Raw genomic sequence first — 26,003 nt, 5'->3', positions numbered from 1 at the left:
CGGGGCTTTACCCGGCGGTCACAACATCGAATGTCGTGAGAAGCGTCGGAGACGTTGGCACCGCGTCAGCAGCAACCCGTCGTCGATGAACGGGCTTATATGGGGACCCTTTCGGCGTGTCAATGCCGTCATGATCCAGCCTGTGGATAGCTGCCGATCTCCCCTCCCCCGCCCGTCTGCCGGATCGGCGGCAATCAGGTCAGCCCCCTTCGCGTACGCGCGCGATAAATTTGGCTGGTCCCTCCTCCGGATTAGGAAGGGACGGACTAGCGGGCAAAAACTGCGGACATGCAGGCTGAAGCGGAGAATGCGCGAGGCGCGCCATCAAGCGCGGGACGGACAGCATGGCCGGTCTCCCACCAGTCCCCTGCGCGCGCCTGATCGCACGCCTGCGGATGGGGATGCAAACTGCGTACGATGTGTATACGATCCCCTCTTCCGGGACCGAAGACACAGGCTTATGGCACTCTACGATACCATCATTTCCGGCGGCACCGTCGTCACCGCATCCGATCGCATCCTGTGCGATGTCGCCATCAAGGACGGCCGTGTCGTCGCCCTCGGCAGCGGCCTCACCGACGCCGATGAGATCATCGACGCCACCGGCAAGCTGGTGCTGCCCGGCGGCGTGGACGCCCATGTCCACATCTCGCAGCCCTCCGGTGAGGGCATCGTGATGGCGGACGATTTCGCCTCCGGCACCCGCTCGGCGGCGCTCGGCGGCACCACCACCATCATGCCCTTCTGCCTGCAGGAGAAGGGCCAGAGCCTGCGCGCCGCGCTGAAGGACTATCACGCCAAGGCGGACGGCGAATGCCACGTGGACGTGAGCTTCCACCTCATCATCTCCGACCCCACCGATCAGGTGCTGGGCCAGGAGCTGCCCGCGCTGGTGGAGGACGGCTACACCTCCTTCAAGATCTTCATGACCTATGAGGGCCTCGCGCTGAACGATCGCGAGATCCTCGACGTCATGTCGGTGGCCCGCGACACCGGCGCCCTCGTGATGGTGCATGCGGAGAATTACGACGCCATCCGCTTCCTGACCGAACAGCTGGAGAAGCGCGGCCAGACCGCACCCCGTTTCCACGGCACCTCCCGCCCCATCGCGGTCGAGCGCGAAGCCACCCATCGCGCCATCTCGCTGGCCGAGCTGGTGGACGTGCCTGTGATGATCGTCCACGTCTCCAACCGCGAGGCCATGGAGCAGATCCGCTGGGCGCAGAACAAGGGCCTCACCGTGCTCGGCGAGACCTGCACCCAGTATCTGGTGCTCACCGAGAAGGACATGGACGGCCTCGGCATGGAGGGCACCAAATATGTGTGCTCGCCGCCGCCGCGCGACACCGCCAGCCAGGAAGCCTGCTGGGAGGGTCTGCGCACGGGCACCTTCACGGTGTTTTCGTCGGACCACTGCCCGTTCCGCTATGAGGACGAGCAGGGCAAGCTCACCCCCAAGGGCCGCACCTCCTTCCGCTGGGTGCCCAACGGCATTCCCGGCGTGGGCGCGCGCCTGCCGGTGCTGTTCTCCGAAGGCGTCATGAAGGGTCGCATCGACCTCGAAAAGTTCGTGGCGGTGACGGCGACCAATCCAGCCAAGACCTATGGCCTCTATCCGAAAAAGGGCACCATCGCGGTGGGCTCGGATGCGGACATCGCCATCTGGGATCCGAAAAAGAAGCAGACGCTCACCCACGAACTGATCCGCGACGGCGCCGACTACACGCCGTATGAGGGCATCGAGATCACCGGCTGGCCGGTGCTGACCATGCTGCGCGGCAAGGCCGTGGTCGAGAATGGCGAGCTGGTGGGCGCGAAGGGCGCGGGCGAGCATCTCTCGCGCGCCAAGTCGCCCTACGCCGCCCAGCGCGATCCCATCGCGTCATGAGCGAGAGCGAGGCGGAAGAGGGCGGCGTCCGCGAAGCTGGCCGCATCGGGGGCCTCAACCTCTCCAACCTCGCCTATGGCTCGGTGTCCGAGATGATCCGCCGCCGCCGCCTGCGCGGCGGCGAGGTCATCGTGGAACAGCGCCTGGCGGAAACGCTGGGCATCTCCCGCACGCCTTTGCGCGAGGCGCTCCAGCGCCTCGAGGGCGAAGGGCTGGTGGTGAAGGGCACGGGCCGCTCCTATGTGGTGCGGCTCGTGGACCTGAAGGAATATCTGCAGAGCCTGAAGGTGCGCGAGTTCCTGGAGCCGGAGGCCGCCGGGCTCGCCGCCGGCCATATCCCGCGCGCCGAGATCGCCGCCGTGCGGGCCGAGATCAACGCCCTGCGCACCGCCGTGCCCTATCACACGGACGCGCACTGGCGCTCCGACGACAATCTGCATGAGCTTTACGCCCGCCACTGCGGCAATGTGGTGCTGGCGGGGATGATCCGCTCGCTGCGCGTGACCACGCGCCTGTTCGAGATCGCCAGCCTCGCCGACCGGCTGGCGGCGGATTCGGCCGAGCATCTGATGATCGTGGAAGCGCTGGAGCAGGAGGACGCCAAGGCGGCCAAGCGCGCCGTTCAGCACCATCTGCGCAGCCTCAACAAGGACACGCTGGCCTCCGTGCGCTGAGCACGGTGACGTAGATCGCGTTGAGCGCGGCGATGTGCATCGCGCTGCGCACCCCCGTCATTGCCAGCGGCACGGTCCGGCCCTATCCCATTCCCCAGCGACAGGCGCCACGGCGCCGGCCTTGAGGGGATGGCCCATGCCCATGACGACGCGCCTGCCGATCTCGCGCCGAGGGCGCACAGCGCTGCTGCTCGCCCTCCCCCTGCTGCTGGCGGCGCTGCTGCCGGCCGGGCCTGCCCGCGCGCAGGAGAACGCGCAGGAGAAGCTGATCCCCATCTTCGACGCCCATCTGCATTATAACTGGGAGCCGAAGCCCTATTACGCACTGGACGAGGTGCTCGCGCTCCTGAGGCGCAACGCCATCACCGGCATCCTTGCCACCAGCCGCCCCAATGACGGCACCCGCGCGCTCCATGAGGCCAAACCGGACGGCATCACCGTGGTGCCCTTCATCCGGCCCTATCGGGTGCGGGCGGACATCGGCAGTTGGTTCAGCGATCCGGTGCTGTTCGATCTGGTGCAGGCGGAATACAAGCGCGGCTACTATCGCGGCATCGGCGAGTTCCACCTCACCGGCGAGGCCGCGCGCGGCGAGACCGTGCGCAAGGTGGTGGACTTCGCCGTGGCGCACGATCTCTACCTGCACGCCCATGCGGACGATGCAGCGCTGGAGATTCTCTATGCCCATAATCCGAAGGCCAGGATCATCTGGGCCCACACCGGATTTGGCCTGCCCCCGGCGCGGGTGGCGGAGCTGCTCACCCGCTATCCGAACCTGTGGGCCGAGTTGTCCTATCGCGGCGGCATCACCAGCGGCGGCCAGTTGACGCCCGACTGGCGCGCCCTTTTCACCCGGTTTCCCGATCGCTTCCTGCTGGGCTCGGATACCTGGGTGAATGAACGCTGGGCCTCCTACAGCGAGACCATGGCGGGCTATCGCGCATGGCTGGCGCAGCTGCCGCCGGAGGTGGCGGCGAAGATCGCGCACCGCAATGCCGAAGGCCTGTTCGCCCTGAAGTGAGGCGCTCCCGGCCCGGCGGCGATGCGGCGCCCCGCGCCTCCCCGCATACCGCCACTTGCCACCCCGCCCGCGCGGTTCGCCACATTCTCTCTGTATTTCGGAAATTCGCCCCCTGGCATATCCCTGCGGTAGCAAGGTTTTTCGGGATATTTGTCCTGCTGTTTGACTTCTCGGCCCATCCGGCCCATCTTCATGATGTCGATAGACGGTCAGACGACTTGGCTTTGCGTCGAAAAAACGATGCGCCGCTGACGATATTTCGCCCGAAAATGCAATTTCGACAGCCTGCGGCGACCGCGGGCGCGCCTGCTCTACTTACGTCCGGAAAGGGTCTCCCATGACCACGGGAACCGTCAAATGGTTTAACCCTGAAAAGGGTTTCGGCTTCATCTCTCCCGAGGATGGCGGCGCCGACGCTTTCGTCCACATCAGCGCCGTCGAGCGCGCTGGCCTCAGCACGCTGAAGGAAGGCCAGAAGGTCTCCTACGAGCTGGTCGCCGACAAGCGCAGCGGTAAGACCTCCGCCGCCAACCTCACGATCGAAGGCTGATCGAAGGCCGCGCGACCGGAGGACGCCGCCCGTCGGCACCCCGGCCCTGCGGCCCATCGGCCCCAAGGCCCTGCCCCTCAGAAGGCAGGGTTTTTTGTTTCAGGGCTTTGTGTTGAACGGTGGCGCACTGGCGCCCCTTGACACCCAACCTGCGAGGTCAACACCCACATGCAAGTTCTGGTGCGCGACAACAATATCGAGCAGGCGCTGCGCGTGCTCAAGAAGAAGATGCAGCGCGAAGGCGTCTTCCGTGAAATGAAGCAGCGCAAGGCGTATGAGAAGCCGTCCGAGCGCCGCATCCGCGAGGAGGCCGACGCCGTTCGCCGCATGCGCAAGAACGCCCGCAAGGCCGCCCAGCGCGAAGGCCTGCTGCCGAAGCCGAAGGCCAAGCCCCGCGCTCCCGGCCGCGGTGGACCGCGCCCCGCCGGCGCCCCCGAGACGGCGACGTCTTCCAGCTGATGCTTTCGAGCCCCGTGCCCGCCCGCGTGGCGGGGCACGGGCCGCTCAGCGACCGCGCCCGAAGCGCACCACGCCGATGCCGCTGGCCGCGACGATGGCAGCCCCGAGGATGGCGCTCCAGCCGGGCACCTCGTCGAACATCAGCCAGCCGATGAGCATGGCCCACACCATCTGCGCATAGACCAGAGGCGCCGCCACGGCCGTGGGTGCCCGGCGGAAGGCCGCCGCCATCATCAGCTGCCCCGACGTGCCCAGCAGCCCGCCCGCGCAGATCATGGCCCACGCCTCAAGCGGCATGGGCACATAGGCCACCAGCGCGAAGACGCCGAACACCACCGCACCGATGCCCGCCCACAGCACCAGGGTCATGGCGCTCTCGGTGCGGCCGGCATAGCGGGTGAGCACATAGAAGACCGCATTGGCCGCCGCCTGCGCCAGCGGGAACAGCAGCGCCAGCGACAGCACCCCGCCCGGATCGAGCGCGATCAGCACGCCCGCAAAGCCCGCTGCGATGCAGAGCCATTGCGCCGGCAGCGGTCGCTCGCCGAGGAACAGCAGCGCCAGAACGGTGGCCATGAGCGGGGCGGAGAAGGTCAGCGCATAGGTCTGCGCCATGGGCAGATGGCTGAGTGACAGTGTGATCAGCACCGTCATGGTCATCAGGCAGGCGCCGCGCGCCAGATGCACGCCCGGCTGGCGGGTGCGAAGCGCAGTGGGCACGAAGGCGCGGGCGATGCTCGCCAGCACCACCACCTGCACCACATTGCGGAAGAAGACCAAAGGCCCGATGGGATAATGGACCGCCAGCATCTTGAGCAGCGTGTCCAGCGTGGTCAGGCACAAGGTGGCGCCCAGCATGAGCGGCACGGCCATCCAGACGCCGGAAGCGGGCACGGCGGTCACGGTCTGTGTCTGAGCCATCCCCGAGCTGCTCCCGCCGGCATTTTTCGCCCTGCGCGCGTTTAGTGGCGCAGGATCTTGGACACGAAATCGCGGGTGCGGGCTTCCGCCGGCGCATCGAAAATCTGCGCCGGGGCCCCCGCCTCCACCACGCGCCCGCCCGCCATGAAGACGACCCGCGAGGCCACCTCCCGGATGAACGCCATCTCGTGCGAGACGATGAGCATGGTCATGCCTTCCTGCGCGAGCAGGCGCACCGTGTCCAGCACTTCCGACACCAGCTCGGGATCGAGCGCCGCCGTCACCTCGTCCAGCAGCAGGATCTCCGGACGCAGCGCCAGCGCGCGCACGATGGCCACGCGCTGCTGCTGGCCGCCGGAGAGTTCATCCGGATAGCGCTTCAGCTTGTCGCCCAGCCCCACCTTCTCCAGCAGGAGGCGGGCCTCCTCCTCGACCTCCTTGCGGGGCCGCTTCTTGATCTTCACCGGCGCGACGCAGACGTTCTCCAGCACGCTCATGTTCTGGAACAGATTGTACTGCTGGAACACGATGGCGATGCGGTCGCGCAGGCGGCGCACCTGCGCCGCATCGGCGTAATTCACGGGCTCGCCATCCAGCTTCACCGTGCCGGCCACCGGCGGCAGCAGGCCGGTGAGCACGCGCAGGATGGTGCTCTTGCCGGAGCCGGACGGGCCGATGAGGCCGATCACGTCCGCCCGGCCCACCGTCATGTCGATGCCGGACAGGACGGTGTGGTCGCCGTAGCGGGCCTCAAGCCCGGCGATGTCGAGATGATGCAAGACGCGCCTCCAGATACGCGCCAAGACGCGACAATGGGTAGGAGATGATGAAGTAGACGATGAGGATCACGCCGAAGCTGAGGGCTGCGGAGAATCCCTTGTTGTTGAGCACCTTGCCCACATAGGTCAGCTCGATGACACCGATCTGCGAGGCCAGCGCCGTGTCCTTGATGAACATGACGAAATAGCCGAAGGCCGGCGGCAGCACGATGCGCCACGCCTGCGGCAGCACCACGAGGCGGATGGTGTCGATGAGCGAGAAATTCATGGTCGCCGCCGCTTCCCACTGGTTGCGGTGGACCGACTTGAAGCCGCCCCGGATAATCTCGGCCAGATACGCGCCTGCGATCACCGTCACCGACACCGCCGCCACCACGAACAGCGGCACGTCGTAGCCGGTGGCCTGGAAGGCGAAGAAGCAGAGCATCAGCGTGACCAGGAAGGGCACGCGGCGGAAGATTTCCGTGAACACGAAGGCGAGCAGCCGCAGCGGCTTCAGCCAGCGGGCCTTTGTCACCCGCGTTACCGCCAGCAGCAGGCCGATGCCGGTGCCGAGGGTGCAGCCCAGCGCGGAGAGGAGCAGCGTCATCCCCGCCGCCTTGGCGATGAAGATGAAATTGTACCAGGTGGCGAAGCGCGGCCACTCATGGATGATCTGGTCGAGCATCAGATCAGCTCCGTGCGGACGCGGAACAGCACCCGGCCGAGCAGGGCCAGCAGCACCGAAGCGGCAAGGGTGAGCACCACATAGAGCCCCGCCACCACGAGAAACACCTCGATGGAGCGGAAGGTCTGCGAATTGATGGTGAAGGCCTCGCCGGTGAGTTCCTCCACGCCGAAGACGGCGGCCATGGAGGTGCCGAGCGTGACGATGATGAACTGGTTGGAGAGCGGCGGGAACAGCACCCGCGCCACATGCGGCAGGATCACGTAGCGGATCTGCTGGAGGCGCGAGAAGCCCATGACCTCAGCCGCCTCCATCTCGGAGACCCGGCGGCTCTCGAAGCCGGCGCGCTGGATCTCGGTGAGATAGGCGCCCGCATTCAGCGTCATGCCGATGACCACCGCCGCGAAGGAGGACAGCAGGATGCCCATGTCCGGCAGCGCGAAATACAGGAAATAGATCTGCACCAGCTGCGGCGTGTTGGTGAAGAACACCACATAGGCGCCGACGATGCGGGCCAGCCAGCGCGGCCCGAAGGATTTGATGCCGGCGCACACGGTGCCGATCAGCATGCCGCCGCAAAAGGCCAGGATGGCAATTTGCAGCGAGATCAGGGCACCTTCCAGAAGGCGCGGGAGGAACGGCCAGATCTGGCCGAATTGCAGGGTATAGGACATGAACCGCGCCGAAGGGGAAACGAGGACCGGCGGCGCGTGGCCGCCGGCCTGTGATCACGGGATCAGAAGTAGGGCTGCGCGCCCACCGGCTTGATCATGTCCATGCCGAACCACTTCTTCCAGATGGCGTCGGTCTTGCCCTTGCGGGCGAGATCGAAGGCGGCCACGTTCAGCCAGTCCTTGAGGCCGGTGGAGTTCTTGGCCACGCCCATGCTGCAATAATAGACGTCGATGGGCGTCTCCACGATGCGCCATTCGGTCTTGTGGTTGTTCATGTGCTCGCCCATGAAGTCGATCACGTCGATCATGGCCGTGCCGCGGCCCTGCGCCAGAGCGCGCACCGCGTCGGGATAGTTGTCGAGCAGCGTCACCTTGGCCTTGGGCAGGTTCTCCTCGATGAACTTGATCGGGGTGGAACCGCGCACCTGCACGAAAGTGACCGACGGATCATCGAACTGCTTCCAGTCGGTGAAGGTGTTGGCCTTGGTGGTGAGCACGCCCAGCACCTCGGTGTGCACCGGCACGGTGAAGTCGATCACCTTGGCGCGGTCGGTGTTGCGCGTCATGGCGCCCATCACGAAGTCGATCTTGCCGGCGACCACGAAGGGGATTCGGTCCGGCGATCCGGTCTGCACCACTTCCAGCTTCACGCCGAGCAGCTTGGCGATCTCGTTCGCATAATCCACGTCGAAGCCGACGATCTCGTTCTTCTCATCGAACTTGCCGAGCGGCGGCAGCGTCGGATTGACGCCCACCCGGATGACGCCCGACTTCATGATTTCATCGAGCGTACGCGCGTCCGCCGTCGTGGGCAGAAGGGCCCCGGCAAGCGCCACCGCGACCGCGCCGGCCGCAAGCAAAGTCTTCAGCATGCTTGGTTCTCCCAACCTCTGGATGTGCGGCCCGTGTCGCTATTTTCGCGACTTCCGATTGCCAAACCGTGGACAATTTGTATACAAATGCGCGCTCTGTAAAGAGCAAATCCCGCCGCTCCCCCGGGGATTCGGACGCGCGGCCAGATGCAGGTGACGCGAGAACCATGGCGCAGGAAACCGACGGGCGGCCCGTCGTGACGATCAGTGTGGACGGCGCCCCCCTGGAGGCGCGGGCCGGCGAGATGCTGACCACCGCGCTTGCCCGCAGCGGCCTGCTGCGCCTGCGGCAGAGCCCGCGCAACGGCGCCCCGCGCGGCGCGTTCTGCCACATGGGCGTGTGCCAGGAATGCGCGCTGCACGTGGATGGCGCCGTGCGGCAGGCGTGCCTCACTCCCGTGCGCGCCGGCATGGCGGTGGAACGGCGAGGCGTGCTGTGAGCCACGATGTCATCATCCTCGGCGCCGGCCCCGCCGGTGCCAATGCGGCGCTGGCCGCCGCAGAAACCGGCCTGAAGGTCGCGCTGTTCGACCAGCAGCCGGAAGCGGGCGGGCAAGTGTGGCGCGCCCCTCTGCCCGGCCTCGCCCTGCCCGCCTCGCCCGAAAAGGCCGGCGGCGACGCCTTGCGCGCCCGCCTTGCCGCGTCCAGCGTCGATCTGCGCCTCGGCCGCACCGTCTGGTCCGTGGGCGCCCACTTCCGGCTCGATGCGCTGGGGCCGGACGGCAATGAAACTGTGGAGGCCCCCCGCCTCATCGCCGCCACCGGCGCCCATGAGCGCGTGGTGCCCTTTCCCGGCTGGACGCTGCCCGGCGTCATCGGCCTTGCCGCCGCCACCGTTCTGCTGAAGTCCCATGGCGCTTTGCCCGGCCAGCGCGTGGTGGTGGCCGGCTGCGGCCCGCTGCTCGCTGCGGTTGCCACCGGCATCGTGAAGATGGGCGGCACTGTCGTCGCCATCGTGGATCTCGCCGGCCCCGGCGACTGGCTGCGCCTGCTCCCGGCGCTGGCCACCCAGCCCCGCCTGCTGGCCCGTGGCGCCGGCTGGGCGCTGAAGCTCGGCGGCAAGCGCGTGCCCGTGCATTTCCGCCATGGCGTGCGCGCCGCTCTCGGCGCGGATGCCGTGGCGCGGGTGCGTCTCGCCCCGGTGGATGCGCAGGGCGCCTTCACCGCCGGTCCGGAGATCACACTGGAGGCGGATGCCCTCACCGTGGGCCACGGGCTCGTGCCGGGCAATGAACTGCCGCGCCTGTTCCGCACCGAACAGACCTTCGATCGCCGCCGGGGCGGCTTCGTGCCGGTGCTGGACGCCTTCGGCCGCACCAGCCTCGATGGCCTCTATGCCTGCGGCGACGGTGCCGGTCTGCGCGGCGTGCTGGTGGCGGAAGCGGCGGGCCAGCTCGCCGGCCTTGCCTGCGCCCATGATGCCGGCGCCCTCACCGCCGCCGCCTTTGCCGAGCGCACAAAAGCCCCGGCCGCCGCCGCCGCGCAGGCGCGCCCCTTCTCCGACGCCATGGCCGGCATGATGGCGCTGCGCCCGGCGCAGGTGGCCGCCATTCCGCCCGAGACGGTGGTGTGCCGCTGCGAGGACGTGACCCGCGCCGAGATCGAGGCCGCCTATGATGACGGCGCCCGCGACCTCAACCAGATGAAGCAGTTCACCCGCTGCGGCATGGGGCCCTGTCAGGGCCGCTTCTGCGGCGATGTGGCGGGCGAAATCCTCGCCGCGAAAGTCGGCTCGCGCGAAAAGGTGGGCACCTACACCGCCCGCCCGCCGCTGCGCCCGGTGCCGCTCGCCGACCTCATGGGGTCGTTCGACTATGGCGACATCCCCATTCCGCGCCCGGCCCCGCTATGAGCACCACCTATGATCTTGCCGTCATCGGCGGCGGCGTCCACGGCTCCACCTGCGCGCTTTTCGCGGCGCGCGGCGGCATGAAGGTGGCGCTCATCGAGCGCGGCCCGCTCTGCCGCGAGGCGTCCGGCGTCAATGCCGGCACGCTGACCATGCAGATGACCCGCGTGGCGCTCATCCCCTATGCCCTGCGTGCCCACGCCATGTGGGCGAACGCCTCCGAATGGCTGGGCCATGACGTGGGCGTGGTGGTGTGCGATGGCCTCTCCCTCGCCTTCACCGAGCAGGAGGAGGAACTGCTCTCCTTCCGCGCGGGCAAACGGCGGGAGGCGGGCGCGCCCATCGAGCTGATCAGCGGCGCTGACGCCTTGAGGGTGGAGCCCGGCATCTCCGACAAGGTGCGCCTTGCCGGCTATTGCAAGGTGGATGGCTACGCCAACGCCTATCTCACCGGCCTCGCCTTCCGTCGCGCGCTGCTGGGCGCGGGCGTGGATCTCATGGAGAACACCCCCGCCTCCGGCATCGACCGCGAGGAGAGCGGCTTCGCGGTGAAGACCGCCACCGGCGTGGTGCGGGCGAAGCGCGTGGTGCTGGCCGGCGGGGTGTGGATCGAGCCCATGCTGGGCTGGCTCGGCATCGATCTGCCCATCAAGACCCTCATCAACCAGCTCGTCGTCACCGAGCGCGTGCGCCCGGTGATGCGCACCGTGGTCGGCATCGCCAACGGCCTGCTGTCGCTGAAGCAATATCCCCACGGCACGGTGGTGATCGGCGGCGGCTGGCAAGGCATCGGCGACCGTGAGCGCGGCGGCGTGGAGCTGATGCCGGATCGCATCGTCGGCAACGTCCGCCTCGCCTGCCATGCCATTCCCGAGCTGAAGGACGCCCGCGTTGCCCGCGCCTGGGCGGGGCTGGAGGCCGAGACGGCGGATGCCCTGCCCGCCGCCGGCCCCATCCCCGGCATTCCGGACGCCTATGTCTGCGGCAGCGTCCATTCCGGCTACACGTCCGGCCCCTACATCGCCCGCCTGCTCGCCGACCGCATCCTCGGCCACGAGCCCGCCCTCCCCCTCTTTCCCATTGATCGCCTGCTGAACAGCGGCGATGCCGAGCGAGGCCCACAATGACTGCGTCTTTCGTCCAGCGCCTCACCGGTATCCATGCGGCCACGCTCGTGCCCATGCGGGCCGACTTCTCCGTGGACGAGGCGGCGCTCGCCGCCCATATCGGCAGCGTTGCCGCCGTGCCGGGCATTCGCGGCCTGCTGATCAACGGCCATGCGGGCGAGAATTTCGTGCTCTCGCTGGAAGAGAAGCTGCGGGTGGTGGAGATCGCCCGCGCGGTGAGCCCGAAGGACTGCCTCATCGTCTCCGGCGTGAACCACGAATCCAGCCTTGAGGCCGCCCGCGAGGCCGCCGCCATGGAAAAGGCCGGCGCCGACGGCCTGCTGGTGTTCCCGCCCAACAGCTGGGCGCTGGGCCATGCGGATCAATGCGCCCTCACCCATCACCGGATGATCTCTGAGGCCACCAGTGCGCCGCTCATGCTCTATGGCGCACCGGTGGGCGCGGGGGTCATGTGCTACGGCCCCGATCTGCTGCGGCGGCTGGCGGAAGATCCGCGCATCGTCGCCATCAAGGACGGCAGCTGGGAAGTGGCCGCCTATGAGGAACACATGCGGGTGCTGAAAGCCGCGCGGCCGGATTTCGCCGTGCTCGGTTCCGGCGACGAGCATCTGCTGACCAGCTACATCATCGGCAGCGCCGGCAGTCAGGTGAGCCTTGCCGCCGTGGTGCCGGAACTGACGGTGGCGCTGTGGGATGCGGCGGCGGCCGGCGACTGGGCCGGCGCCCGGCAGGTGCACGAAGCGCTCTATCCGCTCTCGGTGGCCATCTATCGCGATGCCCCCGGCGGGCGCGCCACCGCCCGGCTGAAGACCTGCCTCAAGCTGCTGGGCCGGCTGGAGAGCGACACCATCCGCCCGCCGCAGCCGGCGTGCGATGCGCGCGAGATCGCGGCTCTGACGGCTGCTCTGGCGGCTGCCGGCGTGGAACTGCGCCCGGCCGCCTGAGCCTCACGCGGCGTTTCGCCCCATATTTGCGCCCCGCAACCGCCCGGACGGCCGTTGCGGGGCGTTTCTTTGCGCGCTCGAACACCCTTTCCCGGCAGCCGTACGAACACCTCCAGCTTCGTCACCGCCAAATTTCACAAAAAATGACAGGACATATACAATTCCACTAATTCGATTGACTGAATAAATTTATATGCCAGTGTCGGCGCGTGACATTGCTGGAGCGCGCCATGACGCAGTCGGTTTCTGAAACGGTTTCGCAGTCGGTTCCCCCCGCCCCGCCGACCATCTTCTGGTTCATCCCCACCCATGGGGACGGCTCCTATCTGGGCTCGGAAACCCGTCAGCGGCCGCCGGAATTCGGCTATTTCCGCGAAGTGGCCACCGCCGTGGACCGGCTCGGCTTCAAGGGCGTATTGCTGCCCACGGGCCAGAGCTGCGAAGACAGCTGGATCACCGCCGCCGGTCTTGCCACCGCCACCGAGCGCCTGAAATTCCTCGTCGCCCTGCGCCCCGGCGTCACCACGCCGGTGTTCGCCGCCCGGCAGGCGGCGGCGCTGGATCGCCTCAGCGACGGGCGCCTGCTGCTCAACCTGGTGGTGGGCGGCAATCCCCGCGAGCTGGCCGCCGATGGCGTCTTCCTGAACCATGACGAGCGCTATGCGCAGGCCCGTGAATTCGTCTCCATCTGGCGCAGGCTGGTGAGCGGCGAGGCCGTCAATCACGAAGGCCCCTATTACCGGGTGGAGAACGGCCGGCTGGATTTCCCCACCGTGCAGGAGCATCTGCCGCTCTATTTCGGCGGTTCCTCCGACGCCGGCCACGATGTGGCCGCCGAGCAGGTGGACCTGTATCTGAGCTGGGGCGAGCCCCCGGCCCAGCTCGCCGGCAAGATCGCCGCCGTGCGCGAGAAGGCCGCGCGCCTCGGCCGCTCCATCCGCTTCGGCATCCGCCTGCACTTCATCGTGCGCGAGACCGAGAGCGAAGCCTGGGAGGCCGCCAACCGCCTCATCAGCCGCGTCTCCGACCAGCAGATCGCCGATGCGCAGAAGCGCTTCTCGCAGGAGATGGACTCCGTCGGGCAGGCCCGCATGGCGGCGCTGCATGGCGGCCGCCGCGACAAGCTGGAGATCTCGCCGAACCTGTGGGCCGGCATCGGCCTCGTGCGCACCGGCGCCGGCACCGCGCTGGTGGGTGATCCGCAGAGTGTCGCCGCCCGCATCCGCGAGTATCAGGCGCTGGGCATCGATACCATCGTGGGCTCGGGCTATCCGCATCTGGAGGAGGCCTATCGGGTGGCGGAACTGCTGTTCCCCGTGCTCGGCCTCGACGGCCGCCGCACCACCGTGCGCCGCCAGATCGCCAACGAATTTTCCGTGGGCAGCCACGGTCCAGCCTCTGCGCCTACGCTCCACGCTGCGGAGTGATGGTGAGCCATCCGATGGAGAAGACCATGTTGAAGAAAACCCTCGCGGCGGTGGTTATCGCTGCGGGCCTTGCCGCCGCGCCCGCTCACGCCGAAGGCACCATCCGCATCGTCGAGCAGTTCGGCACGCTCTACACGCCCTTCCATGTGATGAAGGAGCAGAAGCTGGTCGAGAAGCACGGAAAGGCGCTCGGCCTCGACATCAAGGTGGAGTGGGCCAAGCTCTCGGGCGGCTCCGCCGTCAACGATGCCCTGCTCTCCGGCAATGTGGACGTGGCCGGCGCCGGCATCGGGCCGTTCCTCACGTTGTGGGACCGCACCCGCGGCACGGCGCAGGAGGTGAAGATCATCGGCGCGCTGGGCGCGCAGCCGAACTATCTCGTCACCAACAATCCGAACGTGAAGACCATCAAGGACTTCACCAAGGCCGACAAGATCGCTCTTCCGGCGGTCGGCGTGTCCGTGCAGGCGCGCGTGCTGCAGATCGCCGCCCAGCAGGCCTTCGGGCCGGGCAAGGAAAAGCAGCTGGACGACATCACCATCACCCTGCCGCACCCGGACGCCACGGCGGCCCTGCTCTCCGGCTCCACGGAGATCACCGCCCATCTCTCCAACGCGCCGTTCCAGGATCAGGCCCTCGCGGATCCGAAGATCCACAAGGTGCTCTCCTCCTATGACGTGCTGGGCGGGCCGGTGACACCCACCTTCGTGTACAGCACGGTGCGCTTCAAGGCCGAGAATCCGAAGACCTACAAGGCCTTCTTCGACGCCTTCCGCGAGGCCACCGCCTGGGTGGATACCCACAAGAGCGAGGCCGCCGCCATCTATGTGAAGGCGGAGAAGTCCAAGCTCGATCCGGCCTTCGTGGAGAAGGTGCTGTCCGACCCCGACGTCAAGTACACGCTGACGCCGCTGGGCTCCCAGAAATTCGCGAACTTCCTCGCCGACATCAAGGCCATCAAGACCCGTCCGGCCAGCTGGAAGGACTATACGTTCGATGACCTGCACAACGATCAGGGCAGCTGAGGCATGAGCGTCTCCGCTTCCCCGGCTCCCACCTTCGCCCCGGCCGCGGCCGCAGCAACGGTCCCGCCCGCCCTTGAAGCGCGCCGGCTGACGCTGGACTACACCACGGACGCGGGCACGGTGCGGGCCGTGGACAGCGTGGACCTGACCGTTGCCGAGGGCGAGCGGCTGGTGCTGCTCGGCCCCTCTGGCTGCGGGAAATCCACCATCCTGAAGGCGCTGGCCGGCTTCATCCCGGCCACCTCCGGCAGCATCCTGGTGCGCGGAAAGCCCGTCACCGGGCCGGGGCCGGACCGCCTCGTGGTGTTTCAGGAGTTCGACCAGCTGCTGCCGTGGAAGACGGTGCGCGACAACGTCGCCTTCCCGCTGCGGGTGGCCCGCAAGGTCTCCCGCGCCGAAGCCAACGCGCGGGCCGAGGCGGCGCTGGCCCGCGTCGGGCTCACCCGCGCGCTGGATGCCTTCCCGCATGCCCTGTCGGGCGGCATGAAGCAGCGCGCGGCCATCGCCCGCGCGCTCGCCGCCGATCCCGACGTGCTGCTCATGGACGAGCCGTTCGCGGCGCTGGATGCCCTTACCCGCCGCCAGTTGCAGGAAGACCTGCTGGCGCTGGCGGAAGAGCTCAAATTCACCCTCGTCTTCGTCACCCATGCCATCGACGAGGCGGTGCTCATCGGCACCAGCCTGCATCTGCTCAGCCCCCACCCCGGCCGCACGCTGGCCACCCGCGATACCGCGCATTTCGGCCTCGCCGACGTGGGCAGCCCGGCCTTCGAGTCCCTCACCCGCGAGGTCCACGGCCTCCTGTTCGATAAGGCGGCCCATGTCTGAACTGGATCTCGGCGCCGCCACCGGCCTCCACCGCCGCACAGTGCGCGGGAGCCTGTCGCCCGCCCGCCTCTGGCGCCACACGGGCGTGCGCCGCCTCGTCATCCTCGCCGGGCTGGCGGCGATCTGGCAGGTCGCCGCGCTCTGGCAGAACAACCCGCTGCTCTTTCCCACCTTCACCGACACGGCGCTGGCCTTCATCGAGGCCGCGCGCTCGGAAGGCATGCTGTGGTCTGCGCTGGCCTCGGTGTTCGTACTGCTGAAGGGCTATGCCATCGCCATTGTGCTGGCCCTCGTGCTGGTGTCCGGCGCAGTCGCCATCCCCTTCGTCCGCGATGTGCTGCAGACGCTGACCGCCATGTTCAATCCGCTGCCCGCCATCGCCCTGCTGCCGCTGGCCATGATGTGGCTGGGGCTGGGCGAGAAGGCGCTGCTGCTGGTTCTGGTGCACTCGGTGCTGTGGCCGTTTGCGCTTGCCGCACTGTCCGGCTTCGAGCAGGTGCCGGAGACGCAGCGGCTGGTGGGCCGCAACTATGGCCTGCGCGGCCCCTCCTATGTGGTGCGCATCCTGCTGCCGGCGGCGCTGCCCTCCATCCTGTCGGGACTGAAGATCGGCTGGGCCTTTGCGTGGCGCACGCTGATCGCGGCGGAATTGGTGTTCGGCGTCTCCTCCAGCCAGGGCGGCCTCGGCTGGTTCATCTATCGCAGCCGCAACGAGCTGCTCACCGACCGGGTGTTCGCGGGCCTCGCCTGCGTCATCCTCATCGGTCTGGTGGTGGAGATGGTCATCTTCCGCTTCATAGAGCGCCGCACCGTCCTGCGCTGGGGTCTCCAGCGCTGAGGCTTCCGGCCCCGTGCAACGGCCGCCCGATCCGGGCGGCCTTTTTTTTCGCACCAGACGTTGATACCGCCATCAGAATGGATGCACCTCGTGCAATCCATTTTATGCGCCGGCCCGTATTGCACCGCATGCGGGAGGTTTTGCCACGAAACAACCACACATGATGGCAGGTCAAGCCATCACGGGCGCCGGCACGGCGCTGCGTCGCGGCGGCACACCGGGCCGGCGGCAGAGCGGCGGATGCGCAGATGGCCTGGCCGGGATGGTCCAAGCGGCTGAAATAGCCCGCTTTTATGAATACAGCATGATGTCGCCGGATGGGTGCGACGCAGCATCGAAGTCTCGGCCATCCGGCCCCGCGCCCTGCGGCGGGCGAAAGGGCGCCACTGCCCCAGTTCCGCCCAAAAGCATGGATCACCGGTCCCGCCGGTTCCATTTCCCGCTGCTTGGCGAAGGGGGATTGAGGCCAAACTTCACCTGTAGAGCCACGCCGGAACAACTTCCGATTTCAAATTGGCATCGCTCGTACTTGCAGAATCCCTAGTCCACCGCTAGATGTTCAGTCATCACTGTTCTACCTCCATGCGCGCCGATCCACGCGGGTTGGCAGAGAGCGCCGATGAATATCACGCGGGAGTCGAACGCGTTCGACTCGTCGAATCCTTCTCGCACGTCAGTGCCGCGTAGCGCCGGGCTCATTCTCCCGGCGGGCATCGCCATTGCACTGATTTTCGCGAGCCTGATCGCGCTCAGCGTGTGGCTGTCGCGCCGCGACATGTCGCGCGAGGCGGCACGCGGCGCCGATGCGCTCGTGCAGACCATGGCCGGAGAAATCCAGCGCCAGTTCGACGTGTTCGATGTGCTCCTGCGCGACGTGGGCGGCAATCTCCAGGATCCCGCCGTCTTCGCCTCCCAGGCCGCCCGCGCCCGGGCGCTGGCCCGCACCACCGCCATCAGCGGCTCGGCGGGGCAGCTCGTGCTGCTCGGCCCCGACGGACAGGTGGAAGCCTCCGCCGGCCCCGCGCCCGAGGCCACCGGCCTGCTCGGCCGGCAGGATTATTTCCTGGTCCATACCCGGCGCGACGATGTGGGCCTCTACGTCAGCCGCGCCTTCCGCCCCGACGATGGCGTGGGCGCCCCTGAAATCGCCTTGTCCCGCCGCATCAACGGGCCGGACGGCCGGTTCGCCGGCGTCCTGGTGGCGGTGATGCGGCTGGAACCGCTGCGTGCGCTGCTGGCGGAGCTCAATCCCGACGGCCATAACGTGCTGCAGCTGATGCGGGACGATGGCGTGGTTCTGGTGCGCCAGCCCGCCGCGCACGGGGCCGCGGGCACCGTGCTCGATGTGTCGGGCGATGCCACCTTCCAGCGCATGATGATGGAGCCGAGGGGCAACTTCATCGCCGACACCGGCTTCGACACGCACCAGCGGCTCTATGCCTTCACCCATGTGGCCCGCCTGCCGCTCATCCTCACGGTGGGCCTGTCCATGGAGGACGTGCTCGCCCCCTGGCGCACCCGCGCCCTGCTGGCGGGTGGCGGGGCCGTGATCATCGTGCTGCTGACGCTGGGCACCGCCATCCTGCTGCGCCGGGAGATGGGGCGCCGCGTGGGCACGCAGGCGGAGCTGGTCCAGCTCTCCATGACCGACGGCCTCACCGGCGTCGCCAACCGCCGGCACTTCGACGACATGAGCCAGCGCGAATGGCATCGCGCCCAGCGCATCGGCTCCTCCCTTGCGGTGCTGATGATCGACATCGACCACTTCGCCCGCGTGAACGAGCGGCTCGGCCGCTCGGCCGGCGATGACGTGCTGCGGGCGATCGGCCAGCTGGTGAAGCACAATCTGCGGCGCCCCGGCGATTTCGTGGCCCGCTATGGCGGCGAGGAATTCGCCGCCGTGCTGCCGGACACCGAACTCTACGGCGCCCACGACACCGCCGAGCGCATCCGCGTGCTGATCGAGAAGGATGTGATCAAGGGCGACTGGCCCGTCACCGTCAGCATCGGCGTGGCGGCGGTCGCCGCCACCCAGGACCGCACCATGGGCGATCTGCTCTCGGCCGTGGACCGCGCGCTCTACCGCGCCAAGGAGAGCGGCCGCAACCGCGTGGTCATCGAGCGCCTTCAGGCCCACCCGCCGGCTGAAATCGCGCAGGCCGGCTGACGGGCGGCGGCGCCTTGGGCGTCACCCCGGCACAAGTTCCCCAAAGCATCCGCACGCTCTGGACTTGAAAGAAGCGTCAGCTATTCTTGTGCGATCACGTGGTTCGCATGATGAGTAGTCCATGGCTCAGGTCCAGCTTCCGAATTCGACCTTCCTGGACTACACCAGCTACGGCATGACCGACGCCACATCGGTGGCGGCGGCCTATGGCCTGTCGCTTCCGGCGACCCCGGCCTGGCAGACCATCAACGTCGCCATCACCCTGCCCCGCGTGAACGATCCGACCGCCCTCCTCCAGAGCGACTGGGCCACACGGCAGACCACGCTGAAGGCGCTCGGCGATGCCGGCACGCTGTGGAGCACCTACGGCGCCTCGCAGACCGACTTCAACGCCGCTGTGGCCACCCTGCAATCCATGAGCATCCCGGTGCTCGGGCTGACCGGCGATGATGGTTACATCTCATCCGCCGCCAGCCGAACCATCTGGATGCAGCTCACCCCCGCGCATTTCCATCTGCTGTTCGGCACGCCGGCCTACCAGAGCGCCAGCCTTCAGGATTACGGCCTCTATTACTGGCACAATTCCCTGTCGCTGCCGGACACCATCCACGCCACCGGCGTCTGGTTCGACACCACGCCCATCTGGGGCCAGTATCCGGCGACGTCCGACCAGTCCGGCGGCGCGGTGATCACGCCCGCGCAGGGGCCGCAGAGCATCGGTAACGCCCTCTCGCCGCTCAGCCAGGACGGCGACTATCGCGAGAGCAACGTCTCGGCCGGCGACATCGCGGACTGGTATTACAACTTCCCGCTGACCGACCAGACCATCCCCACCAAGACCATCGGCCTCGTGGAGCCGGGCATCGGCGCGGCCCTGCCGCCCAGTTTCACCCGCAGTTTCCAGGAGCTGTACGACGCCTTCCGCCGGGAAGTGGGCATCACCACCTCGGGCGAATACTATCTGGTGGCGCCCAACGGCCAGAACTACTTCCTCGGCAATGCCGGGGAGCGCTCGCTGGACATGGGCGTGGTGGCCTCCGCCACGCCGGGCAGCCGCATCGGCCTCTATGCCGGCTCCGGCTTCAACAACCACGCCAATTCCAGCTCCTACACGGCGTTCCAGCAGGCGTTCTGGGACGAGGCCAACAATCCCTCCGTTGTCTCCTCCTCCTTCTCCATCTTCCAGCAGTCGGCGCCCGGCTCCCCCTTCGCGGTGGCGGCGCACGAGCTGTTCGTGGATGCCGCGCTGCGCAACATCACCGTATCGTTCGCCGACAACGACTGGGGCTCCAGCTGGAATTTCGGCAATGGCCTCGCCAACGTGGCCAACAACTCCTCCTCGCCTTATGCGCTGATCATCGGCGGCACCTCGCTGACCACGCTGGAGGCCGCCCCGCGCGACCACACCGTCTCCGGCACCACGGACACCGCCGGCTCGCTCTATGGCCTCGCCATGGCCGGCGACCGGGCCACGCTGTGGCGCCTCATGGAGAGCGGGCTCAATGTGCTGCCCTCCTCCGTCTCGGTTGAGGACGCGCCCAAGGTGGCGCTGCTCGAATCCGTCTGGAACACCTACACCGTCACCGGCTCACGGCTTTATCCCATCATGGGCTCGGACGTGGCAGCGGGCGACGGCGGCGTGGACACCTCGCAGGCGACGCCCTGGTACCAGACCGCCTATGGCCTCACGCCCACCTCCGTGAACCCCGGCCACGCCACCGGGCGCGGCACGCCGGACGTGTCCGCCAATGCCGGCGGCAACATGTTCTACATCACCCCCACCGCCAACATGACGGGCATCAGCTGGGATGACGGCACCAGCGCCGCCGCCCCGCTCTGGGCCTCGCTGATCGCGCAGATCGACACCGTCTTCGCCGATCAGGGCCTGCCGGACCTCGGCTTCGCCAACGATCTGCTCTATCAGGCCTCCGCCATTGCGCCGGCCGCCTTCAACGACGTCACCTACGGCAACAACGTCTCCTCCTTCCTCTATGGCGGCTCGCTGGCCACCGGCACCTACAGCGTGACGCTGACCGGCTACGGCTATTACGCCGCCCCCGGCTATGACCTCACCAGCGGCCTCGGCTCGCCCAACGGCACGCTGCTCGCCCGCGCGCTCACCGCCATCGCCCACGAGCAGATGGCCGCCCACCTGCCCTCCGGCGACCGCCCTGACATGCTCACCAGCACCGGCGGCGGCCTGTGGACCAGCGGCGCCGACCAGAGCCTGCTCTATCAGGCCATGGCCTCCGACGACGCCGGCATCTCCGTGCTCGGCGGCGGGCAGGCCACCAGCTTCCACAGCGGCAGCGCCGACCTCTATGCCTGGACCAGCCGTCTGGCCCAGCAGTCGCTGCAACCGGATTTCGACGCCGCGCTGGTGCGGCTGTTCGACGGCGCGGCGCAGGGCCATGTGGCGCAGGCGCAGGTGCATGCGGGCGATGCCCTTCTGGTGGCGGTGAATGCCGGCCTTGCCAGCGCCCCGCAGGCGAGCCTCACGGGCGCCTTCGGCTTTGCCGACTTCATCACCGATGACGCCGCCGTGCATGTGGCGCGCCCGGTGGCGGTGGCCGAGACGGCGGGCGGGGCGGACGATCAGACCGCCGTGGTGCGCCTGCGCCAGAACGGCGCCGATGACGTCTCCATCACCTTCTACCGGGTGGACACGCTGTCGGGCAGCATCGAGGGCCTCGCCCCCGGCAGCGCCGGCTATGCGGAGAAGGCGGAAGGCCGCGCCTATGCCACGGTGTCCGGCGCCACCCACATCGACGGCCCCGGCTATGGCGCCTATGCGGACACGCTGATCACCCACGTGGATGCCGGCGACATCATCGCCATGCGCCTGACCAACGAGACCAGCGGCCACATCTTCTGGGGCTTCGCGCAGGCGAACGAGAGCGTGTCCGGCAGCGCGGTGGGCCATCTGTGGAACTATGGCCTCAACACCTGGGGCTTCGAGGACATCTATGGCGGCGGCGACCGGGACTATAACGACCTGATCGTGCAGCTGGACTTCACCAGCAGCAGCGGGCACGGCTGGCTGGCCTGAGGGTCACATAAATATTTGTGGCTATTGATCTATCCCTCCCGCTACCTCCCCCCATCCATACCAGCCCGGCGCAAGCATCTGCATCCAAGAGTGCGCTCAGGCGAGCGGTGCAACCGCAGACCTGTGAGGGCATGTCCCGCCTCGATTGCTTTGCAATCCCGGCCGAAGACGTTCTCCATGAAGGTTTCGGAAGCGTATCGGCTGTTCAACTTGCGTGCGTCTGAACAGATCCGGCTCCAGGCGATTCCCCGGCGGGGCGCGCCGACAGCGTTCAGTCACGGCGATCGGGACTGATAAGTCGCAAAGCTAAATGTAAATGCGTAGATGACAGCCCGCTACTGCTTCGGGAATACAGTCGTCGTGCCCGAATGGCCGATCATTTGTTAAATATTCCGAGCCATCGAAGTAGGCGATTCCGCTGCAGGCTGCGTTATTTCTGGCCACAACCTGCGATACCTCCATTCTGGATGGGGTTAAGGTTGCAATACGTACCCTGATACATAGCCTCCGCAGGGTAATGCGAAGGTCCGTCAGGGAAATCGCTCAAATCGAGCAACTGGCTGAGCACACGAAGACGGGGGAAACTTCATGTCACTCTTTGCGACTTACCCGCAAATGAAGCTGGAAGCCATTGAGCGCTCCCAGGCGATCATCGAGTTCGAAACCGATGGCACGATCATCTCTGCCAACGAGAACTTCCTGAAGGCGACAGGCTATTCGCTGGCCGAAATACGCGGCAAGCACCATTCGCTGTTCATGCCGCCCGAAGAGCGCGATCTGCCTGCCTACAAGCAGTTCTGGGCAGACCTGCGCGCCGGCAAGTTCCAGCAGGCCGAATACCGGCGGATCGCCAAGGGCGGCCGCGAGTTCTGGATCCAGGCCAGCTACAACCCGATGTACGGCCGCGACGGCAAGTGCAAGCGCATCGTGAAGGTCGCCACCGACATCACCGCGCAGAAGCTCTGCCACGCCGACCTGCAGGGCCAGATCAACGCCATCAACCGCGTGCAGGCGGTGATCCAGTTCTCGCTCGACGGCACCATTCTCGACGCGAACGAGAACTTCCTGAACACGGTCGGCTACCGGCTGGACGAGATCCGGGGCCACCACCATTCCATGTTCGTGGATCCGGCGGAGCGGGATTCACCGGAATACCGGCGCTTCTGGGAAAGCCTGCGGGCCGGCCAGTACATGGCCGGTGAATTCCACCGCCTCGGCAGGGGCGGACGCGATATCTGGATCCAGGCCTCCTACAACCCGATCTTCGATGCCTCGGGGCGTGTCTGCAAGGTGGTGAAATTCGCCACCGACGTCACCGCGCAGGTGGCCGAGCGCAAGCGGCGCGAGCGCCGGCAGGCCATCGATCAGGAGCTGAAGGAGATCGCGCAGGCGATCACCGCCGCCAACGAGCAGGCCGCAGGCGCGGCCAGCGCTTCCTCGCAGACCTCCTCCAACGTGCAGTCGGTGGCCGCCGGCACCGAGCAGCTCGCCTCCTCCATCCACGAGATCGGCTCCCAGGTGGCGCGCGCGCTCGACGTGGCAAAGGACGCCGTGGGCCAGGCGGCACGCACCAATGGCATCGTCTCCGGCCTTGCCGACGCGGCGCAGAAGATCGGCGCCATTGTAGAGCTGATCAACAGCATCGCCGGCCAGACCAACCTGCTGGCGCTCAACGCCACCATCGAGGCGGCGCGGGCGGGAGCCACTGGCAAGGGCTTCGCGGTGGTGGCCTCCGAGGTCAAGCACCTCGCCGCCCAGACCTCGAAGGCCACGGAGGAGATCGCCTCGCAGATCGATGCCGTGCAGGCATCCACCGGCGAGGCGGTGACGGCGATCGCCGCCATCACCAACACCATCTCGCAGATCAACGACATCTCCGGCGGCATCGCCGCGGCGGTGCACCAGCAGCAGGCGGTGACGGCGGAGATCGCCCGCAACATGCACAGCGCCTCCGAGGGCGTGGACGAGATCACCCGCAATCTCGGCGCGCTCTCCAGCGCCACGGCGCAGATCGACGCCGCCAACCAGAAGGTCCAGGAGGCCCAGCGCGCCGTCGCCGCCTGAGCCGGATCCGTTCAGACTGAATCCATCTGAACCGTGAAGCCGCCTCTGATGCTTTGAGCCAACTGCATGGAACCTCCCACCTCCGGCCCTGCCTCTCCCCCCGAGGCAGGGTTTTTTCTTGCGCCGATTCCGCCCCGCCGATCGGGGCCATACAATCGGACCGTGCAATCGGACCGTGCGATCGGAAGACGGCAGGCGGCGGATCCGGCGATTTTAAACTTGTGCTATATTGTTCTCACCGCGCTACCGCACTACAACCAACCCCGCACAAATAAAGACGTTTTAGAGCGTACAGTTTGATTTCGCGGCGTCTTTGATACTAAATATTGCACCGCAACTTGCTCATTAAGGTCAAAAAAAACACGGGCTAGCTATTTTTCCTGAACACACACCCGTGGGTTGCGTTATATAGTTGACCATCCTGGGAAGTCACAGGGAGACGTGTGATGGGGACGTCAATTCGCAGTATTTATCTGGCCGTGGACAGCGATTGTCAGGCGGAGGGCATGCATTTGCCTCCCGGCAAGTACAACGGGGTCGAAAGGCGACTGGTGGTGATCGGCCATCAGGGTGGCGCTGAGTGGCTGGAGCCGGCCTATACCGTATCTCTGACCCAGCCACGCCTGCATCAGATCGGCGGCGATAAATGGCGCGAAGTACGGGAGGTGGAGCTGGACGTGACGCCCTGCGTCACCTCGGGACAGATCCGACTGGCCTGATCCTGCGTACCGGGGCGAAGCGGCGGCGTCATGCCGACCGCACGCCCCATCCGGCTAAACCAGACCTTCGCCCGAATGTCTTGTCCCTCTCTTTCGGCAAGCCCCGCAGGAGATCCGGAGCACGCAGGACACGAGAGGCAAATGCCCGCCGTATGGCGGGCTTTTTTTTCTGTCTTCACGGGCGCTCCGGCCCTCTCACACGCCTGTTGAGCAGCCGGCACGCCGGTGCTTCCCTCTCCCCTGCCCTGCCGCCGCATGCGACGCGCTCATGGCCGCAGGGAAGGCCCCGAAAGCACGAATTTGCGCCCTTTAGAGGCGGGTACAGAGGCCAATTCCGGCCGGATCAACGCGCTCCGGCGCCTCTTCCGCACCTCCGGACAGCGCCTTACTGGTCGCCTGAACAGCCGGAAAGACCCATCCTCCGCAGGCCCGGATACCACTCCGTCGGGGCCGCGTGACTCGGGCCGGATGTTCTTGGCGTCAACTTGGCTTTCCGGGAAGGAAAGATAGCTAGAAATAGATATCAATTACCCACTTCTGGCGCTCACAAACCGCTCAAATAGGCGTTACTATTGAACCGCACACGCAACCGTGAGATCGCCACTTTTTGGATTGCATTGCACCACATTTGCAACCACGAGCGCCACGATAAAAGCACAATTCCCGCAACACATTCCTCTAAGTCAACTGGCAAGACGCGCACTGCAACATTGTCAGCAATTCTATGTTCTGGCACGCATCATTTCTTGCGATACATCCTCTGCCCAAATACATCACGCTCCCCTTCGACAGGAACCCCCCATCTACAAATCTCGTTGCCCCGTACCATCATTGTTCAACCGAACACCGACGTATGGAGGCAACATGGACTACCCCCTCGCCCCTGACGCCCCCCGTCCCATGCCGTATTACACGGCGGCGGATGAGCCTACGTCGTCGTCCGACACGGTCGACGCGCAGTCCAGCACTCCGCCCTCCGGGGCGGTGGCGTCACCACCTCCCGATCCGGCGTACACGACGCCAACCCCGGATTCCCAGTACGTCACGGATCAGGGATCAGCCCCCGCGCCGAGCTCTGAAGACACGGGAACCGTAACCACGGCGGATGCCTCGTCGCCCCCGTCGACAACGTCCAGCCCTGCGGAAGATCCCAACACCCTGCCGCTCGCGCCCGACGCGCCCGGATACCCCTATCCGCCGGCCGCCGGCGGTGGCACCACGCCGCCCACGGATGGGGGTGGCACGACGCCTCCCACCGACGGTGGCGGAACCACGCCTCCCACGGACGGCGGTGGCACGACGCCCCCCACCGGCGGTGGCGGCACAACCCCGCCCACGGATGGTGGCGGGACCACGCCTCCCACCGGCGGTGGCGGCACGACCCCGCCCACGGACGGCGGTGGCACAACGCCTCCCACCGGCGGTGGCGGCACGACCCCGCCCACGGACGGCGGTGGCACG

The 26,003-nt window shown here is 67.1% G+C and carries 22 protein-coding genes and 1 pseudogene; 18 read left to right on the top strand and 5 right to left on the bottom strand.

The annotated features are described in order from the left end of the window. Nucleotides 1–460 precede the first annotated feature (460 nt). From hydA to rpsU, 5 genes are all read left to right on the top strand, one after another. Entirely contained in the window at nt 461–1,888 is a 1,428-nt protein-coding gene (hydA, locus tag IEW24_RS28415) for a dihydropyrimidinase (RefSeq protein WP_188584302.1), read from the top strand. Beyond that, on the top strand, nt 1,885–2,562 hold the full coding sequence (locus IEW24_RS28410) for a GntR family transcriptional regulator (RefSeq protein WP_188584301.1): 678 nt from the start codon (nt 1,885–1,887) through the stop codon (nt 2,560–2,562). Before hydA ends, IEW24_RS28410 begins: the two co-directional genes overlap by 4 nt. Nucleotides 2,563–2,698: 136 nt before the next feature. Beyond that, nucleotides 2,699–3,583, top strand: coding sequence for an amidohydrolase family protein (locus IEW24_RS28405; protein WP_244644723.1), 885 nt, complete (start codon nt 2,699–2,701; stop codon nt 3,581–3,583). A 337-nt stretch (nt 3,584–3,920) separates the two neighbouring features. Beyond that, the gene (locus tag IEW24_RS28400) at nt 3,921–4,133 is read left to right on the top strand and encodes a cold-shock protein (protein WP_188584300.1); all 213 of its coding nucleotides are present in this window, start codon (nt 3,921–3,923) and stop codon (nt 4,131–4,133) included. Nucleotides 4,134–4,301: 168 nt separating this feature from the next. Further along, on the top strand, nt 4,302–4,592 hold the full coding sequence (gene rpsU / locus IEW24_RS28395) for a 30S ribosomal protein S21 (RefSeq protein ID WP_188584299.1): 291 nt from the start codon (nt 4,302–4,304) through the stop codon (nt 4,590–4,592). A gap of 45 nt (nt 4,593–4,637) precedes the next feature. Here rpsU and IEW24_RS28390 read toward each other — a convergent pair whose 3' ends face one another. The 5 genes from IEW24_RS28390 to IEW24_RS28370 all read right to left on the bottom strand — a co-directional run bounded on the left by IEW24_RS28390 (nt 4,638) and on the right by IEW24_RS28370 (nt 8,505). After that, a complete protein-coding gene (locus IEW24_RS28390) occupies nt 4,638–5,513 on the bottom strand; it encodes a DMT family transporter (protein ID WP_188584298.1) in 876 nt (291 codons plus the stop codon). Between the two features lie 41 nt (nt 5,514–5,554). Further along, nucleotides 5,555–6,292, bottom strand: coding sequence for an amino acid ABC transporter ATP-binding protein (locus IEW24_RS28385; RefSeq protein ID WP_188584297.1), 738 nt, complete (start codon nt 6,290–6,292; stop codon nt 5,555–5,557). Next, nucleotides 6,264–6,959 (bottom strand): amino acid ABC transporter permease, encoded by a 696-nt coding sequence (locus IEW24_RS28380; RefSeq protein WP_188584296.1) that lies wholly within the window; start codon nt 6,957–6,959, stop codon nt 6,264–6,266. The genes IEW24_RS28385 and IEW24_RS28380 overlap by 29 nt, the downstream gene beginning before the upstream one ends. Then, a complete protein-coding gene (locus IEW24_RS28375; RefSeq protein ID WP_188584295.1) occupies nt 6,959–7,633 on the bottom strand; it encodes an amino acid ABC transporter permease in 675 nt (224 codons plus the stop codon). The genes IEW24_RS28380 and IEW24_RS28375 overlap by 1 nt, the downstream gene beginning before the upstream one ends. A gap of 62 nt (nt 7,634–7,695) precedes the next feature. After that, the gene (locus IEW24_RS28370) at nt 7,696–8,505 is read right to left on the bottom strand and encodes a transporter substrate-binding domain-containing protein (RefSeq protein WP_210324305.1); all 810 of its coding nucleotides are present in this window, start codon (nt 8,503–8,505) and stop codon (nt 7,696–7,698) included. A gap of 167 nt (nt 8,506–8,672) precedes the next feature. On the opposite strand from IEW24_RS28370, the gene IEW24_RS28365 reads away from it, so the two are divergent. The 13 genes and pseudogenes from IEW24_RS28365 to IEW24_RS28305 all read left to right on the top strand — a co-directional run. After that, the gene (locus IEW24_RS28365; RefSeq protein ID WP_188584293.1) at nt 8,673–8,945 is read left to right on the top strand and encodes a (2Fe-2S)-binding protein; all 273 of its coding nucleotides are present in this window, start codon (nt 8,673–8,675) and stop codon (nt 8,943–8,945) included. Beyond that, entirely contained in the window at nt 8,942–10,357 is a 1,416-nt protein-coding gene (locus tag IEW24_RS28360; protein ID WP_244644722.1) for an NAD(P)/FAD-dependent oxidoreductase, read from the top strand. Before IEW24_RS28365 ends, IEW24_RS28360 begins: the two co-directional genes overlap by 4 nt. Beyond that, nucleotides 10,354–11,481, top strand: a complete 1,128-nt coding sequence (locus IEW24_RS28355; protein WP_188584291.1) for an NAD(P)/FAD-dependent oxidoreductase — start codon at nt 10,354–10,356, stop codon at nt 11,479–11,481. The genes IEW24_RS28360 and IEW24_RS28355 overlap by 4 nt, the downstream gene beginning before the upstream one ends. Beyond that, the gene (locus IEW24_RS28350; protein WP_188584290.1) at nt 11,478–12,425 is read left to right on the top strand and encodes a dihydrodipicolinate synthase family protein; all 948 of its coding nucleotides are present in this window, start codon (nt 11,478–11,480) and stop codon (nt 12,423–12,425) included. The genes IEW24_RS28355 and IEW24_RS28350 overlap by 4 nt, the downstream gene beginning before the upstream one ends. Before the next feature lie 230 nt (nt 12,426–12,655). Beyond that, a complete protein-coding gene (gene ssuD, locus IEW24_RS28345; protein WP_188584289.1) occupies nt 12,656–13,852 on the top strand; it encodes an FMNH2-dependent alkanesulfonate monooxygenase in 1,197 nt (398 codons plus the stop codon). Between the two features lie 26 nt (nt 13,853–13,878). Further along, complete coding sequence (locus IEW24_RS28340; RefSeq protein WP_210324304.1) at nt 13,879–14,877, top strand: ABC transporter substrate-binding protein; 999 nt, start codon at nt 13,879–13,881, stop codon at nt 14,875–14,877. Between the two features lie 3 nt (nt 14,878–14,880). Next, the gene (locus IEW24_RS28335) at nt 14,881–15,705 is read left to right on the top strand and encodes an ABC transporter ATP-binding protein (RefSeq protein ID WP_188584287.1); all 825 of its coding nucleotides are present in this window, start codon (nt 14,881–14,883) and stop codon (nt 15,703–15,705) included. Then, nucleotides 15,698–16,543: an ABC transporter permease gene (locus tag IEW24_RS28330; RefSeq protein ID WP_188584286.1), complete on the top strand. Its 846-nt coding sequence runs from the start codon at nt 15,698–15,700 to the stop codon at nt 16,541–16,543. Before IEW24_RS28335 ends, IEW24_RS28330 begins: the two co-directional genes overlap by 8 nt. Before the next feature lie 676 nt (nt 16,544–17,219). After that, entirely contained in the window at nt 17,220–18,710 is a 1,491-nt protein-coding gene (locus IEW24_RS28325) for a GGDEF domain-containing protein (protein ID WP_188584285.1), read from the top strand. Nucleotides 18,711–18,831: 121 nt separating this feature from the next. Beyond that, nucleotides 18,832–21,759: a DUF4114 domain-containing protein gene (locus IEW24_RS28320; RefSeq protein WP_188584284.1), complete on the top strand. Its 2,928-nt coding sequence runs from the start codon at nt 18,832–18,834 to the stop codon at nt 21,757–21,759. A gap of 588 nt (nt 21,760–22,347) precedes the next feature. Next, a complete protein-coding gene (locus IEW24_RS28315; RefSeq protein WP_188584283.1) occupies nt 22,348–23,823 on the top strand; it encodes a methyl-accepting chemotaxis protein in 1,476 nt (491 codons plus the stop codon). 446 nt (nt 23,824–24,269) lie between these two features. Continuing rightward, nucleotides 24,270–24,542 carry a hypothetical protein gene (locus IEW24_RS28310; RefSeq protein WP_188584282.1) on the top strand — a complete coding sequence of 91 codons (273 nt, stop codon included), beginning with the start codon at nt 24,270–24,272 and terminating at the stop codon, nt 24,540–24,542. 864 nt (nt 24,543–25,406) lie between these two features. Next, nucleotides 25,407–26,003 (top strand): annotated as a pseudogene (locus IEW24_RS28305) (hypothetical protein); the annotation flags it as partial.

It is taken from the genome of Azorhizobium oxalatiphilum (assembly GCF_014635325.1).
Classification (GTDB): domain Bacteria; phylum Pseudomonadota; class Alphaproteobacteria; order Rhizobiales; family Xanthobacteraceae; genus Azorhizobium; species Azorhizobium oxalatiphilum.
The sequence above is the reverse complement of the archived record's forward strand: the minus strand, read 5'-3'. Positions and strand labels throughout refer to the sequence as shown.

What these genes read in the sequence shown, in the direction of transcription:
- hydA (WP_188584302.1), top strand. Translation starts at nt 461, where the DNA reads ATGGCACTCTACGATACCATCATTTCCGGCGGCACCGTCGTCACCGCA.
- IEW24_RS28410 (WP_188584301.1), top strand. Translation starts at nt 1,885, where the DNA reads ATGAGCGAGAGCGAGGCGGAAGAGGGCGGCGTCCGCGAAGCTGGCCGC.
- IEW24_RS28405 (WP_244644723.1), top strand. Translation starts at nt 2,699, where the DNA reads ATGCCCATGACGACGCGCCTGCCGATCTCGCGCCGAGGGCGCACAGCG.
- IEW24_RS28400 (WP_188584300.1), top strand. Translation starts at nt 3,921, where the DNA reads ATGACCACGGGAACCGTCAAATGGTTTAACCCTGAAAAGGGTTTCGGC.
- rpsU (WP_188584299.1), top strand. Translation starts at nt 4,302, where the DNA reads ATGCAAGTTCTGGTGCGCGACAACAATATCGAGCAGGCGCTGCGCGTG.
- IEW24_RS28390 (WP_188584298.1), bottom strand. Translation starts at nt 5,513, where the DNA reads ATGGCTCAGACACAGACCGTGACCGCCGTGCCCGCTTCCGGCGTCTGG.
- IEW24_RS28380 (WP_188584296.1), bottom strand. Translation starts at nt 6,959, where the DNA reads ATGCTCGACCAGATCATCCATGAGTGGCCGCGCTTCGCCACCTGGTAC.
- IEW24_RS28375 (WP_188584295.1), bottom strand. Translation starts at nt 7,633, where the DNA reads ATGTCCTATACCCTGCAATTCGGCCAGATCTGGCCGTTCCTCCCGCGC.
- IEW24_RS28370 (WP_210324305.1), bottom strand. Translation starts at nt 8,505, where the DNA reads ATGCTGAAGACTTTGCTTGCGGCCGGCGCGGTCGCGGTGGCGCTTGCC.
- IEW24_RS28365 (WP_188584293.1), top strand. Translation starts at nt 8,673, where the DNA reads ATGGCGCAGGAAACCGACGGGCGGCCCGTCGTGACGATCAGTGTGGAC.
- IEW24_RS28355 (WP_188584291.1), top strand. Translation starts at nt 10,354, where the DNA reads ATGAGCACCACCTATGATCTTGCCGTCATCGGCGGCGGCGTCCACGGC.
- IEW24_RS28350 (WP_188584290.1), top strand. Translation starts at nt 11,478, where the DNA reads ATGACTGCGTCTTTCGTCCAGCGCCTCACCGGTATCCATGCGGCCACG.
- ssuD (WP_188584289.1), top strand. Translation starts at nt 12,656, where the DNA reads ATGACGCAGTCGGTTTCTGAAACGGTTTCGCAGTCGGTTCCCCCCGCC.
- IEW24_RS28340 (WP_210324304.1), top strand. Translation starts at nt 13,879, where the DNA reads ATGTTGAAGAAAACCCTCGCGGCGGTGGTTATCGCTGCGGGCCTTGCC.
- IEW24_RS28335 (WP_188584287.1), top strand. Translation starts at nt 14,881, where the DNA reads ATGAGCGTCTCCGCTTCCCCGGCTCCCACCTTCGCCCCGGCCGCGGCC.
- IEW24_RS28330 (WP_188584286.1), top strand. Translation starts at nt 15,698, where the DNA reads ATGTCTGAACTGGATCTCGGCGCCGCCACCGGCCTCCACCGCCGCACA.
- IEW24_RS28320 (WP_188584284.1), top strand. Translation starts at nt 18,832, where the DNA reads ATGGCTCAGGTCCAGCTTCCGAATTCGACCTTCCTGGACTACACCAGC.
- IEW24_RS28315 (WP_188584283.1), top strand. Translation starts at nt 22,348, where the DNA reads ATGTCACTCTTTGCGACTTACCCGCAAATGAAGCTGGAAGCCATTGAG.
- IEW24_RS28310 (WP_188584282.1), top strand. Translation starts at nt 24,270, where the DNA reads ATGGGGACGTCAATTCGCAGTATTTATCTGGCCGTGGACAGCGATTGT.